The organism is Atopomonas sediminilitoris (genome assembly GCF_022601735.1).
In the GTDB taxonomy this organism is placed as follows: Bacteria; Pseudomonadota; Gammaproteobacteria; order Pseudomonadales; family Pseudomonadaceae; genus Atopomonas; species Atopomonas sediminilitoris.
Genome location: NZ_JAKUMM010000008.1, coordinates 52003 through 67202 on the forward strand (window position 1 = coordinate 52003; position 15200 = coordinate 67202).

Here is a 15200-nt window from a genome sequence, read left to right on the forward strand (position 1 = left end):
TCTCCTCATCTAAAACTTACCCACGAACCCCATACAGGCTGGCAACGCCTAGCAACATGAGCACAAAACCGCCCACACGTAATTGCTGATCCGTTAGCTGCGCCACACTTAGCACCATGTTGCGCCAAGACTGTGGATTCAAAAACGGCAGCATGCCTTCCAGCACCAACATCAAACACAAGGCAATCGCCAACTCTTGCCACATAGGATCTCGCAGACGCAAAAAAGCCGGGAAATCCCGGCTGCCGAATGATACCACGTTTTATCCGGCGGTCACCCCAGCACGGCGATCCATGCTGGGGTGATGTCGTTATGGCTTGGCCTGCTTCAGGTAGCGGAAGAATTCGCTGTCCGGATCCAGCACCAGCACATCGCCTTTGTCCGACAGCGACTGGCGATAGGCCTGCAAGCTACGGTAGAAGGCATAGAACTCAGGGTTCTTGTTGTAAGCATCGGCGTATAGCGCGGCGGCCTTGGCATCACCTTCACCGCGGATTTCTTCCGATTCACGGTACGCCTCCGCCACGATAACGCGACGCTGGCGATCGGCATCGGCGCGAATCCCTTCAGCCTGCTCACGACCTTTGGCGCGGTGCTCGCGTGCTTCTCGCTCGCGCTCAGTCGCCATCCGCTCAAACACCGAGCGGTTGACTTCCTTGGGCAGGTCGATTGCCTTGACGCGCACATCCAGCACTTCAATGCCCAGTTCGCGACGCGCAGCCTTATCCAGCAAGCCGGTGATATCAGCCATCAGCGCATCACGCTCACCGGACACCACTTCATGCAACGTGCGCTTACCAAACTGGTCACGCAGGCCAGCATCCAGACGACGCGCTAAGCGCTCGTCAGCCACCAGCTTGTTACCCGAAGTCGCGGTATAGAAGCGCTCTGGGTCAGCGATACGCCACTTGGCATAGGCATCCACCATCACGGCTTTCTTTTCCAGCGTCAGGAAGCGCTGGGTTTGTGAGTCCAAGGTCAGCAGGCGGCCGTCGAACTTACGCACCTCGTTAACCACCGGAATCTTGATATGCAGACCGGGCGCCACGTTGGCATTTTCGATTTTACCGAAGCGCAGCAACACCGCTCGCTCCGTTTGCAGCACGATGTAGAAGCTGTTCCAGCCGATCAGGGCCAGCACAACACCGACAATCAGTACGCCTAGAGATTTGTTAGACATCAGCGACTCTCCCGGCTACGCAAGTTGCGGTCATTAAAGTCAGTCTGGACGCGCGAGGTGGTGCTGCGCGAAGAAGAGGATGTGCCCTCTTCGACAGCCGCAGACGGGCCGCGACGCTCAACCATCTTATCCAGCGGCAAATACAGCAGGTTGTTCTGCCCTTCTTTACCGGTGACCAGCACCTTACTGGTGTTGGCCAGCACTTCTTCTACCGTTTCTAGGTACAAACGCTGACGGGTGACTTCTGGCGCTCGCTGGTACTCGGTCAGCAGCTGGTTAAAGCGTTTGGCCTCACCGGTTGCGCGCGAGATCAGTTCGTCGCGATATGCACTGGCGTCTTCCAGAATCCGCTGCGCTTGACCACGCGCTTCAGGGATCACCCCGTTGGCATAGGACTCCGCTTGGTTCTTTTCGCGCTGCTCGTCTTCACGAGCACGGATCACGTCATCGAACGCATCCTGCACTTCACGCGGGGCAGCGGCGTTTTGAATGTTGACCTGGCTGACGGTGATACCGCTTTTGTAGGTATCCAAGAAGTGCTGCAGACGCTGGGTCACTTCAACCGCCATCTGCTCACGACCTTCGGTCAGCACCCCGTCCATGGTGGTCGAGCCCACCACGTGGCGCAGCGCACTTTCTGTGGCGTGCTGCAAGCTCACTTCGGGCTGATCAACATTGAGGACATAGTGTTCAAGGTTACTGACGCGGTATTGCACCGTCAGCGGCACCTCAACAATGTTCTCGTCCATGGTCAGCATCGCGCCTTGGTTGCTGTAAGCACGCTCGCGGGTGACGTTTTCTTGGAACTTAGCCTCAAACGGCGGGAAGTACATGTGCAAGCCACCGGGGCCGACCGTGTCGTTGTACTTACCGAAGCGCAGAATGACGGCCTGCTCTTGTTCGTCCAACACGTACACCGCGTTGTACACCCAAGCACCGGCGATCAGCAGCACGGCCAAGCCGAATACGCCGAAGCTGCCGGCATTATTGGATGAGCCGCCGCCGGATGATTTTTTCCCGCCACCGAAGATGCCATTGAGGCTTTCTTGCAGCTTGCGGAAGGCTTCGTCCAAATCCGGCGGACCTTGGCGATCCCCGCCATTGTTGCCGTTATTACCGTTGTTGCCACCGCCTTTACGGCCGCCGCCCCATGGGTCTTGGTTGTTCGAATTACCCGGTTCATTCCAGGCCATAGCGTTCTCCGTTGTCTGGCGCAGTGCGACGCACATTCGGTCGAAATGCTAACGATTGTCACGGCAGGGTAGCAAACCCCCAGCCTCTGAACACGTTACAAAGTATGTCGTTGAATAAACTCATCTGGACGCTCGCCTTCGCGACTGAGCAAGCGATTGAGGTCGCTGCGCGCCAAATTCACCTCAAGCAGCATGTCGCCCTGCTCGCTGTAATCTTCATGCTGAACGGCGCCGGCGTCGTGCAGCAAAGCACGCAAGCGGGCAAAGCGCTGCGGCAGGCACAGGGTCGCAATAAAGCGCTCCTCACCCAACAGCTGACGAATCGCCTCGCCAATCAGCTCGAGACCTTGATCAGCCTGCGCAGAAATCCACACCTGCTGCGGCCGGCCATCGGCATCGCGCTGGATTTGTGGCTCGACCGCCTCCAGCAAATCAATTTTGTTAAACACCTCAAGCATCGGCACCTTGTCGGCACCGATTTCGCCCAGCACATGCCCTACTTGTTGCATTTGTTCGGCGCGCTCATCGCTGTGCGCATCGATCACGTGCAATAACAAATCCGCTTCGGCGGACTCTTCCAGCGTGGCTCGAAAGGCCTCCACCAGCTTGTGCGGCAAGTGCCGAATAAAGCCCACGGTGTCCGCCAGTACCACCGGCCCAAGCTCGGGAATTTCGAGACGTCGCAAAGTCGGATCAAGGGTCGCGAACAGTTGATCCGCCGCGTACACACCCGACTCGGTCAGCGTATTGAACAGCGTCGATTTGCCGGCATTGGTGTAGCCCACCAACGACACCAGCGGCACTTCGGCTCGCTTGCGGCCACGGCGTGCTTGCTCACGCTGCGAGCGGACTTTTTCCAGCTTTTGTTTGATCTGCCGCACTCGCACCCGCAACAGACGCCGGTCGGTTTCGAGCTGGGTCTCCCCTGGGCCACGCAGACCAATACCGCCTTTTTGTCGCTCAAGGTGGGTCCAGCCGCGCACTAGGCGTGTGCTGACATGATCCAGCTGCGCCAACTCAACCTGCAACTTACCCTCATGGGTACGCGCACGCTGAGCGAAGATATCCAGAATCAGGCCAGTGCGATCAATCACGCGACACTGAAACTCGCGCTCAAGGTTACGTTCCTGACTGGGAGAGAGGGCGTGATTAAAAATCACCAGATCGATTTCGTCAGCCTTCACCAAAGCGGCTAACTCTTCGACCTTACCGCTGCCAATCAGCAGCTTAGCGCTGGGCTTATGCCCGCGCACGGTGACGAATTCGGCAATGTCGGCGCCAGCCGAGCGCGCCAAATCGAGAAACTCTTGCGGGTCCTCGCGCGTCTCGGGGGCAGAGCCTTCCAAATGAACCAACAGGGCGCGCTCGCCGCCCCCATGACGCTCAAAGAACAATCAAACCGCCTTAGATATTATTCGCTTTGTTCCAGACCATCCTGCTCGCTGCTAGGCAGACGCACGGGACGACTCGGCACGACAGTCGAAATGGCATGCTTGTACACCATCTGGCTGACGGTGTTTTTCAGGAGGATCACGAACTGGTCAAACGACTCGATTTGGCCTTGCAGCTTGATGCCGTTAACCAAATAAATAGAAACCGGCACGCGTTCCTTGCGCAGGGTGTTGAGATAAGGGTCTTGTAGCGAATGCCCTTTTGACATGGTTGCACTCCTTTCGGATAAATATTTTTATGTGATTTAGCGCTCAATTGGCGGGTCGCACCCCACCTGCGCTAAGCATAGACGCCAAATGCGAGAGTCTCAGGCCAATGTTTGGGCCTTTTCTAAACATTTCAAGGCGTGGGTCAGGTTGTTTTGCCCCAGACTGTCCAACCAAGTGAGCTCAGACCAGCTACGCAGCCAAGTAAATTGCCGCTTAGCCAACTGTCGGGTGGCAATGATGCCCTTCTCCCGAAAGCCTGCATAGTCTAAAGCGCCATCTAAGTAATCCCAGGCTTGGCGATAACCTACCGCACGCATAGACGGCATCGACGGCAGTAAGTCACCTCGCGCACGCAGGGCTATGACCTCATCCACGAAGCCTTGTTCCAACATTTGTGCAAATCGTTGTGCAATACGCTGATGCAATACGGCGCGGTCTTGCGGCGCAATCGCTAGCTGCACCGTCGGGTAAGGCCACGCTGCGCCAGCTTGGGCCTGCTCGGCGCGATGCTCGCTCATGGTTTTGCCCGACACTTGCCACACCTCAAGCGCGCGCAGCAGCCGCTGCGGATCGTTCGGGTGAATACGCGCTGCGGACTGCGGATCAATCGCCTGCAGTTGCGCATGCAGGGCATCCCAACCTTGCTCGGCGGCTTGTGCTTGCAGCGCAGCGCGCACCTCAGGATTGGCGCTGGGCATAGTCGCCATGCCTTCTAACAGGGCTTTGAAGTACAACATGGTGCCGCCCACGAGCAGCGGTATGCGCCCTGCGGCATGGCTGGCGCGGATAGCGGCACGTGCATCGCTCACAAACTCAGCTGCCGAATAGGCCACAGTCGGCTCAAGGATATCGACCAGTTGATGCGGATAACGCGCCAGCATCGCGGCGTCAGGCTTAGCCGTTCCGATATCCATGCCGCGATAGACCAGAGCGGAGTCCACACTGATCAAATCCACCGGCAAGGCATCGGCCAGCTCTAGCGCCAGCGCAGTTTTGCCGGAGGCCGTAGGGCCCATCAGGCATATCACAGGCCCATTGCCGCAACTCATCAACGCCCTCGCAAAAAGAGCTTATCGAGCTCATCAAGGGTTAAACGCGTCCAAGTTGGCCGACCATGATTGCACTGACCGCTGCGCTCGGTTTGCTCCATATCGCGCAGCAAAGCGTTCATCTCTGGCAGCGTGAGACGGCGATTGGCGCGCACCGCGCCATGACACGCCATGGTCGCCAGCAGTTCGTTTAAATGCGCCTGGATACGATCGCTGCTGCCGTATTCCAGCAGATCACTGAGCACATCACGCACCAAGCGCTCGGCCTCGGCCTGCTTGAGCAACACCGGGATTTGGCGGATGGCCAAGGTTTCCGGCCCCAAGGGTTGTAGCTCAAAACCCAGCTTGGCAAACCAGTCACCGTGCTCTTGTGCGCAGTCGACTTCGCGCGTGCTGAGCGCGACTGATTCGGGCACCAGCAAGGGCTGACCTTTGAGCCCTTCGCTGGCCATGGCGGCTTTTAAGCGCTCGTACATGATGCGCTCGTGGGCGGCATGCATATCCACCAGCACTAAACCTTCGGCGTTTTCCGCCAAAATGTAGATGCCTTTGAGCTGCGCCAGCGCGTAGCCCAGCGGCGGCAACGGGCTATCGGCGGCATCAGCCAACGGCTGATGAAGCTGTTGGTAGCCTGCGCGCGCCTCAGCACCAAAGGCAGGCCCCGTGTTTTGCGGGCGGAACCCCGTGCCTGCCGCGTAACCTGCCGCGCTCGCCGAGGGCGCCGGATTGAAGCTCGGCTGTGCCTGCAACACCGGCTCGCGCAGGCCCATCTCGCCTTGCGGGCCGAACTCGCCAGCCTCAGCGCCGGTTAGCTTAATCGGCGCACCGCTTAGACTATCGAGACTGGTCGCCGCGGGCGGCATTTGCTGCTCAGGGCGCACATCGGCCAGCGCGCGGTGCAAGGTGCCGTACAAGAAGTCATGCACCATGCGCGAATCACGAAAGCGCACTTCGTGCTTAGTCGGGTGCACGTTAACGTCAACCACGTGCGGGTCTACTTCCAGAAACAGCACAAACACCGGATGACGACCATTAAACAGCACGTCGCGGTAAGCCTGACGAATCGCGTGCGCTACTAGTTTGTCGCGCACCATGCGTCGATTGACGTAGAAGTACTGCAAATCCGCCTGTGAGCGCGAGAAGGTCGGCAAACCCACCCAGCCCCACAAGCGCAAGCCATTGCGCTCAACATCAATCGGCAAAGCTTGTTCTAAAAAGCCGGTGGCACAGACCAATCCCACGCGGCGCGCCATGCTCGCCTCATCGTGCGCCGCTTGCAGGCTAAGCACGCTTTTACCGTTATGGCGCAAGTTAAACGCCACATCGAAACGCGCCAGAGCAAGGCGTTTCACCACTTCTTGTAGATGGTCGAATTCGGTTTTTTCCGCGCGCAAAAACTTACGGCGTGCCGGCGTATTGAAGAACAAGTCGCGCATTTCCACCGTGGTGCCCTTGGGGTGCGCCGCCGGTTGGATTTGCGCCTGCATATCGCGGCCTTCGCTGAACACTTGCCAGGCTTTATCGGCATCGGCGGTTCGGCTGGTCAGCGTTAACCGCGAGACCGAACTGATTGAGGCCAAGGCCTCGCCACGAAAGCCCAAGCTGCCCACGCCCTCTAAGTCTTCCAGACTGTGGATTTTGCTGGTGGCGTGGCGCGCCAGCGAGAGCGCGAGGTCTTCCTCGGCAATCCCGCAGCCATCATCACGCACGCGCAAAAGCTTAACGCCGCCTTGCTCCACATCCACATCGATGCGTGTGGCGCCGGCGTCGAGGCAGTTTTCCAACAACTCTTTGGCCACCGAGGCGGGGCGCTCGACCACTTCACCGGCAGCAATTTGGTTGGCCAGCCGCGGCGAGAGCAGCTGGATACGCGGTAACGCGGTCATATCAATTCACCGGAATGTTCAGGGTCTGACCAACCTTGATCACATCGGTCGACAAATTATTCGCGCGGCGCAGGTTATGTAAGGGCACTTGGTAGCGCGTCGCAATCACCGCCAGCGTATCGCCACGACTGACCACATGCTGACGCGGCCCTTGCGGCAGCTTGCCGCTGTCTTTTTGCCCAGCCAGATAAGTACCGACCGGCGGACTTTGGTGAAAATACTCTTTCAAGCCGGCGGTCACTGCCCGTGCCAAAGCTTGTTGATGCGCCTTGGTGGCCAAGCGCGCTGACTCGCCCGGATTGGAGATAAATCCGGTTTCGACCAAGATCGACGGAATATCCGGCGATTTCAGCACCATAAAGCCCGCCTGTTCAACGCGACGCTTATGCAGGCGCGTGATGCGCCCCATGTTATTGAGCACTTTTTGCCCCACGTCGAGACTGGAGGACATGCTCGCGGTCATCGACAAATCCAGCAGCACGCCGCGCAGCATCTTGTCGTGATCATCCAGACTGACGCCGCCAACCCCGCCGATCATGTCGGACTGGTTTTCTTTATCCGCCAGCCAGCGCGCGGTTTCGGAGGTCGCACCGCTGCCAGACAGGGCAAACACCGAGGCGCCGTAGGCCTCTTTACGCAGCGCGGCGTCGGCGTGGATCGAGACAAACATGTCGGCGCCTTTAGCGCGGGCAATCTCGGTGCGTTTACGCAGTGGAATAAAGTAGTCACCGGTGCGCGTCAGCTCAGCGCGGATACCCCGCTGCGCCGTGAGCTGGCGTTGCAGCTCTTTAGCGATCGACAGCACCACGTGCTTCTCACGCAGGCCGTTGGGGCCCAGCGCGCCCGGATCTTCGCCGCCGTGACCGGCATCAATGGCGATGATCACGTCTCGCGAACCGCGCGTTGGCAACGGTGTCAGCTTGCCCGGCACGCTTGGCGTGCTCAGCGGTTGCGCAGGAGCCGCGGGCGGCGGTGTCGGAACCGGCGTTGATGCAGTCGCAGCCGCAGTCGCTACGTTTGAGGTCGCGCCCGCCGGCTGATCGAACAGGTCGATCACCAAACGATGGCCGTATTGTGCGTTAGGGGCCAAGGTGAAGCTCTTGGCATTGACGCCTGCGCTCAGATCGAGCACCACGCGTAAGTCGGTGGGCGTGTTCATCGCCGCCCGCACGCTTTGAATCGGCGTGCCTTTAAGTTCGAGTTGATTGACCGTCGCTTTAAAGCTTGAGGCCGGCACATCAATCACCACGCGCTCAGGTGCACTCAAGGTAAAGACGGTGTGCTGCACGGGACCGGAGAGATCAAACACCAGACGTGTGTTGTCCGGCGCGCGCCAAACACGCACGCTCTGGATGTCGGCCGCCTGAATTGCGCCACTTAGCGTCGTAACCAGCCCGGTAACGGCCAGCCCGAAAGCCCACTTAATGCGCTGCAGCGTTGCTGCCATCCCCCACCCTCTTATTCTCATGCGGCTTTTGCGGCGCTAAGGCGCGGCTTAACTCAGCCAAGCGCCTGCAACCAGCGCTGTGCACGCTCGCTAAACGCGTCGAGACTGGCTCGGCGCGCCTGATTATCCAAGGCTATGGTAATGACCAGATCAGGCTTTGGCAAAACGCCGTCGCCTTTGCTTGGCCACTCGATCACACAGACGCTACCGGGACGCAAGTAATCGCGAATCCCGAGAAACTCCAGCTCCTCGGGATCGGCCAAACGGTACAAGTCAAAGTGATACACGCTGAGCGCCGGCAGTTCGTAGGGCTCAACCAAGGTAAAGGTCGGACTTTTCACCGCACCGTCGTGCCCTAAAGCGCGAATGAAACCACGACTGAAGGTGGTTTTACCGGCGCCCAGATCACCTTCTAAAAAGATGACTCCGCCGTCACCTTCTTGCAGTGCGGCGGCCAGTTGTTGGCCAAGGGCCAGCGTGGCCGCTTCATCGGCCAAGTGCACGGTCAGCTTCGACACGGTGCATGTTCCTCCAATAGTTGTCGCATAACAGCGACCAAATCCGCCGCCGCCAAACCGCGCCCCGCAATGCCCAGCCGTTCACCGGCACAGGCATGTAAATAACTGGCCAAGCACGCCGCCGGTAACGGCGCCAAACCTTGCGCCCACACAGCAGCCAGCGCACCACTGAGCACATCGCCCAACCCCGGCCCGGCCATAGCCGGATGCCCGTGTGGGCAACAGTACACGGCCGCATCGGCCGCACCGAGCAAAGTGCCGACACCTTTAAGCAACACGCAGGCCTTAAAGCGTGCCGTTAATTGCGCCAATGCCGCTGGGCGATCCGCCTGTACCTGCGCGCTGCTGAGCGCGAGCAGCCGCGCTGCCTCGCCGGGATGCGGGGTGATTATCCAAGGTGCCTGCGGTGGCGCCAAGCGCCCGGCCGCCAACAAATTGAGCGCGTCGGCATCCCACAGCTGCGCTTTATCACTGGCTGCCACGGCACTGGCCAGACTCACGCTCCAAGCCGATTGACCAAGACCAGGCCCTAACACCACATGACTGGCGCGAGCCAGCAAGGGCGCCAACTCGCCCGACGAGCGCACCGCACAGGCCATGACCTCGGGCTGTCGAGCCAACAGCGGCGCAATATGCTCGGCGCGCGTAGCCACGCTGACCATGCCCGCGCCCAAACGCAGCGACGCTTGCGCCGCCAAAATAACCGCACCGCCCATACCGTGATCGCCGCCCACAATCAGCACATGGCCAAGTTGCCCCTTGTGCGTACTGGCACGGCGCGGTGCTAAGCGCGCCGTGCTGGCCGCCGTCAAGGCATGCGCCTGCGGAGCAATCGCCGCCTGCGCGCCGTCGCCCTGCAAGGCTGCAAAACTCAAGTGCCCGACATGATCGGGGCCGGCACCGGTGAACAAGCCCAGCTTTAAGCCGACAAAACTCACGGTCACATCCGCGCGCACCGCATCCCCCAGCACCGCGCCGCTATCGGCACTCAGCCCTGAGGGAATATCCACCGCCAGCACCGGCAAATCTTGCCGATTGAGCCAGCGAATCGCCGTCGCGTAAGGCTCACGCACCGCGCCTTTAAGGCCCGTACCCAGCAGCGCATCGACCAACACGCCCGCGCCCTGACACGCCTCGTTAAACGGCTGCAATGACACCCCGGCCGCCTGAGCCGCAGCCACCGCGCGAGCTGCGTCGCCAGCCAGCTGCGCCGGCTCGACCACATACAGCACCTGCGCCTGCCAGCCCGCCTGCGCGGCTAATGTCGCCAGCCAATAACCATCGCCGGCATTATTGCCATGCCCGGCCAAAACCGTGACCGCTTCAGCCTTTGCAAAATGCTTACGCAACACGCGCCAGCACGCTGCCGCCGCCTGCTGCATTAAACTGAAACTCGGTGTACCGGCGGCGATCAGCGCCGCATCCATCGCACGAACCTGCTCGGCGCTGTGCAGCGCCGTAGGCCAATTGTGAGCAAACATGAGGCAAACTCCCCAGGGTTTGGCAAAATTATACCTATCCCTGCCCATCGAGCTGTTATGACCACCACCATTGACTTCACTGAGCTGGCCCAGCGCATTAAAACCTGGGGGCGCGAACTGGGCTTTCAGCAAGTCGGCATCGCCGGCGTTGAGCTGGGCGCACATGAAACGCGACTGGATGAATGGTTAGCGGCCGGTTATCACGGTGAAATGGACTACATGGCCAGCCATGGCAGCAAACGCAGCCACCCCGAGCAGCTGGTACCCGGCACCTTGCGCGTGGTGTCGCTGCGCATGGACTACCTGCCCGCCGACACCGGCATGACGCAAGTGCTGAGCAACCCGCAACAAGCCTATGTATCGCGCTATGCCTTGGGCCGCGACTACCACAAGCTGATCCGCAAGCGCATCGCGCAACTGGCCGAGCAAATTCAAGCGGAGATCGGCGCGTTTGGTTTTCGTGCCTTTGTCGACAGCGCCCCGGTGCTAGAGCGGGCCCTCGCCGATCAAGCCGGCCTTGGCTGGATTGGCAAAAACACCATGCTGATCAACCGCCAAGCCGGCAGTTTCTTTTTTCTTGGCGAGCTGTACACCGACCTACCGCTACCGGTGGATGCGCCCTACGGCAAAAATCACTGCGGCAGTTGCAGCGCTTGCTTGGATAAATGCCCGACCAACGCCTTTGTCGGCCCCAATGTTTTGGATGCCACCCGCTGCATTTCTTACCTGACCATCGAGCTTAAGGGCAGCATTCCCGAGGAGTTGCGCAGCATGATGGGCAATCGCGTGTTTGGCTGCGACGACTGCCAATTGGTGTGTCCGTGGAATCGTTTTGCGCGCCCCACCGGCCAAGGCGATTTTCAGCCGCGCCACGCGCTGGATCGCAGCCAGTTGGCCGAACTGTTTCTGTGGGATGAAGCGACGTTTCTTAGCCGCACCGAAGGCTCGCCAATTCGCCGCGCAGGCTTTGAGCGCTGGCTGCGTAACTTAGCCGTTGGCCTCGGCAATGCCGAATCCAGCCCTGAGGTATTAGCCGCGCTTGAACAGCGCCGCGATTACCCCAGCGACCTCGTGCAAGAACATGTGAGCTGGGCGCTAACGCAACACGCGCAGCGCCTGAACACAAAAGGCGCCCACTAAAAAGGCGCCTCATCGGCATCGCTTAGTACTTAATAAAGTGCTCGCGGTAATGGCGCAGCTCATTCACCGAATCACGAATATCGTCCAGCGCCAAGTGGCTGCTCTGCTTCTTAACCCCGTCTTTCACGTGCGGCGCCCAGCGCGCGGCCAGCTCTTTGAGGGTTGAAACATCCAAATTGCGGTAGTGGAAGAAGTGCTCCAGCGCCGGCATGTGGCGGTACAAGAAGCGGCGATCTTGGCAAATGCTGTTACCGCACATCGGTGACGTGCGCTCCGGCACCCACTGCTGCAAGAAGGCAATGGTCTGGGCACAGGCTTCGTCTTCGCTCACGCGGCTCTGACGCACACGCTCGGTCAGACCCGACTGGCCGTGCTGGCGGGTATTCCACTCATCCATCCCGGCCAACACCTCATCACTCTGATGAATCGCCAGCATCGGGCCTTCGGCCAAAATATTCAGGTCGGCATCGGTGACTAAGGTGGCAATTTCGATGATGCGATCGTTATCAGGGTCCAGACCGGTCATTTCCAGATCGATCCAAATCAGGTTTTTTGCGTTTTGCATGGCTCAGCTCCAACGGGCAATGCCGGCATTCTAGCAAGGCTCACGCACGGCTGCCGGCGCATCCGCTACTGACCCCCGCCGTGGTTAGGGCTACACTCGCCACACTTTTCTCGATGCGATGTATTTCTCATGGCCAAACGCCAACTCAACCGCCGCCAAACATGGCGGATCCAGAAGATTCAAGACGAGCGCAGCGCGCGCGCCGCCAAGCGCGAAGCCCGCGCCGTGGAAGAACTGGAAGGCGGCGACCTAGGCCCCGAGCAAACCGGTTTGGTGATCGCGCACTTTGGCGTCACGGTTGAGGTGGAAAGCGATGAAGGCGTGCGGCATCGCTGCCACTTGCGCGCTAACTTGCCGGCACTGGTGACCGGCGATCGCGTGGTATGGCGCGCCGGCAACCAAGACAACGGCGTGATCGTGGCCCAGCTGCCGCGCACCTCGGAGCTGTGCCGCCCCAACAACCACGGCCAACTGAAGCCTGTGGCGGCCAACGTTGAGCAAATCCTCATCGTGATCGCCCCCGAGCCGCACGCGCACGCCAACCTGATCGACCGCTATCTGGTCGCCGCCGAGCACGCGGGCATCAAACCTTTGTTGCTGCTGAACAAGGTCGATCTACTGAACGACGAAAACAGCCCACGACTGCACAGCATGCTCGATACCTATCGCGGACTGGGCTATCAGGTGCTGGAAGTCTCAGCCCACCATGGCGACGCCATGGAGCAGCTGTATGCCGCGCTCGATGGGCACATCAGCGTGTTTGTTGGGCAATCGGGCGTGGGTAAGTCATCGTTGGTCAACACCTTACTGCCGGGTGAAGACACCCGCGTCGGCGACTTGTCGCAAGCCACCGGCAAGGGCACGCACACCACCACCACGGCGCGCTTGTTTCACTTCCCCAGCGGTGGCGATTTGATTGACTCACCGGGTATCCGCGAGTTCGCCCTAAGCCATATCGACCGCCATGCGGTGGAAGACGGCTTTGTTGAGTTCCGCGATTTGCTCGGCCGTTGTCGCTTTCGCGACTGCAAGCACGAACAAGAGCCAGGCTGCGCCCTACTCAAGGCACTGGAAGACGGCACGGTCAGCCCGCTGCGCATCAACAGCTATCGCCATATCCTCGCCAGCTTGCCCGAGAAAGAGTACTAAGTCGGCTTAAGGGTTCGCCGGTGCGGACAGCGGGCCACCGCTTTCAAAGATATTCACCGCAGGCTGCCCTGCTGCGCCTGACACGGGCGCGGCAGCTTCTGGCGTTACCGCCGACTCAACCGGCACTTCGGGCGTGTGTGTCTCACCCTCAATCGCCGCCTGCGCTTGCTTGGTCAGGACCATGATATCGATCCGCCGATTGGTCGGATTGAGCTCGTCGCTGGCATCAAACAACGACGACGAACCATAGCCGGCCACCCGCGCCACTTGCCCGTCGGGATAGCCGCCAAACTCCAAGGCACGACGTGCCGCGTTGGCCCGCTCGCTGGACAGCTCCCAGTTGCTGTAATCCTTGCGTCCAACATAAGGCTGCGCATCGGTGTGCCCACCAATGCTGATCTTGTTCGGCACCGCGCGAATGGTGTCCGCCAGCGCCAGCAAAATCTCCTCAAAGTGCGGCTGTAAATGCGCACTGCCCGAAGAAAACATCGGCCGATTTTCCGCATCGGTGATTTGAATCCGCAGGCCGTCAGGGGTGATCTCAAACATGATCTGCTCACTGAAGCGCTTAAGCTCAGGGCTTTCATCGACCTTTTGCTGTAACTCCTGCATCAACAGCGACAAGCGCTCTTGCTCGATGCGATCGGCCAACGTCTCGACCTGCTCTTTATCCAGCGTAATGCGTTGCTGCTGGCCCGTGTCTTGGTCCTTATTCAAGGTTTTATTAGGCGACACTTGTGGCGAACCACCCAAATCAATCACGTAAGGGCTGGCACTCTCGCTAAAACCGATCGGGTCTTCAAAGTAGCCCGACACGGCCTTGAGCTGTTCCGGGGTGGCGCTCGAGAGCAGCCACAAGACCAAGAAGAACGCCATCATCGCCGTGGCAAAGTCGGCAAAAGCAATCTTCCACGCGCCACCGTGGTGGCCACCGACAACCTTTTTAACCCGCTTAATAATGATCGGCTGCGCGTTATCCATGGCTTAAACCTCAGCGCCCGCGAACGGCGGCATCCACATCACTAAAGGTTGGTCGATGCGCGGGCAGCAAGACCTTACGCCCAAACTCCACCGCCAGCGACGGCGGCATGCCCGACGCCGAGGCCACCAAGGCGGCTTTAATACAGGCGTAGACGTTTAGCTCTTCGTGGGCATCGTGCTCCAGCGAGGTCGCCAGCGGACCAAAGAAGCCGTACGCGGCCAAAATACCCAAGAAGGTCCCCACCAACGCAGCAGCCACGTGCTGACCAATCGCCGCTTGGTCACCCGAGCCCAGCATCCCCATGGTGATCACGATACCCAGTACCGCCGCGACAATACCGAAGCCTGGCAGGCCATCGGCAATCCGCGTGACCGCATGGGCGGGGTGATCCAGCTCATGCTTGAGCGACTCCAGCTCCATATCGAACAAGCCTTCCAACTCATGCGGCGCCATGTTGCCAGAGGACATCAACCGCAGGTAGTCGCAGATAAAGTTCATCATCTGCGGGTTTTTTATTAACGCGGGATACTTGCTGAAAATCGGGCTGGTCATAGGGTCTTCGATGTCAGACTCAATCGACATCATGCCTTCGCGGCGACTCTTGTTCAGAATCTCGTAAAGCATGCCCAAGATTTCCAAGTAGTAGGCGTGGGTAAAGCGCGAGCCAAACATGCTGATGGACTTTTTCAGCACCTGCATAAAAGTACTGCCGGGGTTGGCCTGCAAAAAGGCACCCAGCGCTGCTCCACCGATGATCAGCACTTCTAACGGCTGCACAATGGCCATGATTTCACCATGCGCCAGCACATAGCCGCCGAGCACGCCCGCAAACACAATAATGATGCCGATGATTTTGGCCATCTATCTAACCTTGCAGAAAAAACAATACCAACGCATCGCGTTAGCGCTTTCTATTTATCGGAAGCCCTGCGCCAGACTATAGTCCCAC

The 15200-nt window shown here is 59.5% G+C and carries 15 protein-coding genes; 2 read left to right on the forward strand and 13 right to left on the reverse strand.

All coding sequences use genetic code 11. The features are described from left to right. Window positions 1-16: 16 nt before the first annotated feature. The 10 genes from MKI83_RS13245 to MKI83_RS13290 all read right to left on the reverse strand — a co-directional run bounded on the left by MKI83_RS13245 (window position 17) and on the right by MKI83_RS13290 (window position 10415). Entirely contained in the window at window positions 17-205 is a 189-nt protein-coding gene (locus tag MKI83_RS13245) for a DUF2065 domain-containing protein (protein WP_241587194.1), read from the reverse strand. Window positions 206-310: 105 nt separating this feature from the next. Further along, complete coding sequence (gene hflC / locus MKI83_RS13250) at window positions 311-1180, reverse strand: protease modulator HflC (protein ID WP_241587196.1); 870 nt, start codon at window positions 1178-1180, stop codon at window positions 311-313. Then, window positions 1180-2373 (reverse strand): FtsH protease activity modulator HflK, encoded by a 1194-nt coding sequence (gene hflK / locus MKI83_RS13255; protein WP_241587198.1) that lies wholly within the window; start codon window positions 2371-2373, stop codon window positions 1180-1182. Before hflK ends, hflC begins: the two co-directional genes overlap by 1 nt. A gap of 95 nt (window positions 2374-2468) precedes the next feature. Continuing rightward, window positions 2469-3767: a ribosome rescue GTPase HflX gene (gene hflX, locus MKI83_RS13260; RefSeq protein ID WP_241587200.1), complete on the reverse strand. Its 1299-nt coding sequence runs from the start codon at window positions 3765-3767 to the stop codon at window positions 2469-2471. 17 nt (window positions 3768-3784) lie between these two features. Then, a complete protein-coding gene (gene hfq / locus MKI83_RS13265; RefSeq protein WP_241587202.1) occupies window positions 3785-4033 on the reverse strand; it encodes an RNA chaperone Hfq in 249 nt (82 codons plus the stop codon). Between the two features lie 99 nt (window positions 4034-4132). Continuing rightward, window positions 4133-5083, reverse strand: coding sequence for a tRNA (adenosine(37)-N6)-dimethylallyltransferase MiaA (miaA, locus tag MKI83_RS13270; protein WP_241587204.1), 951 nt, complete (start codon window positions 5081-5083; stop codon window positions 4133-4135). Continuing rightward, complete coding sequence (gene mutL, locus MKI83_RS13275; RefSeq protein ID WP_241587206.1) at window positions 5083-6969, reverse strand: DNA mismatch repair endonuclease MutL; 1887 nt, start codon at window positions 6967-6969, stop codon at window positions 5083-5085. Before mutL ends, miaA begins: the two co-directional genes overlap by 1 nt. A 1-nt stretch (window position 6970) precedes the next feature. After that, complete coding sequence (locus tag MKI83_RS13280; RefSeq protein WP_241587208.1) at window positions 6971-8416, reverse strand: N-acetylmuramoyl-L-alanine amidase; 1446 nt, start codon at window positions 8414-8416, stop codon at window positions 6971-6973. Between the two features lie 53 nt (window positions 8417-8469). Next, window positions 8470-8934 carry a tRNA (adenosine(37)-N6)-threonylcarbamoyltransferase complex ATPase subunit type 1 TsaE gene (tsaE, locus tag MKI83_RS13285; RefSeq protein ID WP_241587210.1) on the reverse strand — a complete coding sequence of 155 codons (465 nt, stop codon included), beginning with the start codon at window positions 8932-8934 and terminating at the stop codon, window positions 8470-8472. Further along, entirely contained in the window at window positions 8922-10415 is a 1494-nt protein-coding gene (locus MKI83_RS13290) for an NAD(P)H-hydrate dehydratase (protein WP_241587213.1), read from the reverse strand. Before MKI83_RS13290 ends, tsaE begins: the two co-directional genes overlap by 13 nt. A gap of 57 nt (window positions 10416-10472) precedes the next feature. On the opposite strand from MKI83_RS13290, the gene queG reads away from it, so the two are divergent. Beyond that, entirely contained in the window at window positions 10473-11555 is a 1083-nt protein-coding gene (queG, locus tag MKI83_RS13295) for a tRNA epoxyqueuosine(34) reductase QueG (protein ID WP_241587216.1), read from the forward strand. A gap of 22 nt (window positions 11556-11577) precedes the next feature. On the opposite strand, the gene orn is transcribed toward queG, so the two are convergent. Continuing rightward, window positions 11578-12120: an oligoribonuclease gene (orn, locus tag MKI83_RS13300; RefSeq protein ID WP_241587218.1), complete on the reverse strand. Its 543-nt coding sequence runs from the start codon at window positions 12118-12120 to the stop codon at window positions 11578-11580. 129 nt (window positions 12121-12249) lie between these two features. On the opposite strand from orn, the gene rsgA reads away from it, so the two are divergent. Then, window positions 12250-13269 carry a small ribosomal subunit biogenesis GTPase RsgA gene (rsgA, locus tag MKI83_RS13305; protein WP_241587221.1) on the forward strand — a complete coding sequence of 340 codons (1020 nt, stop codon included), beginning with the start codon at window positions 12250-12252 and terminating at the stop codon, window positions 13267-13269. Window positions 13270-13275: 6 nt separating this feature from the next. Here rsgA and motB read toward each other — a convergent pair whose 3' ends face one another. Further along, complete coding sequence (motB, locus tag MKI83_RS13310) at window positions 13276-14250, reverse strand: flagellar motor protein MotB (RefSeq protein WP_241587223.1); 975 nt, start codon at window positions 14248-14250, stop codon at window positions 13276-13278. 10 nt (window positions 14251-14260) lie between these two features. Further along, on the reverse strand, window positions 14261-15112 hold the full coding sequence (motA, locus tag MKI83_RS13315) for a flagellar motor stator protein MotA (protein ID WP_241587225.1): 852 nt from the start codon (window positions 15110-15112) through the stop codon (window positions 14261-14263). Window positions 15113-15200: the final 88 nt, after the last annotated feature.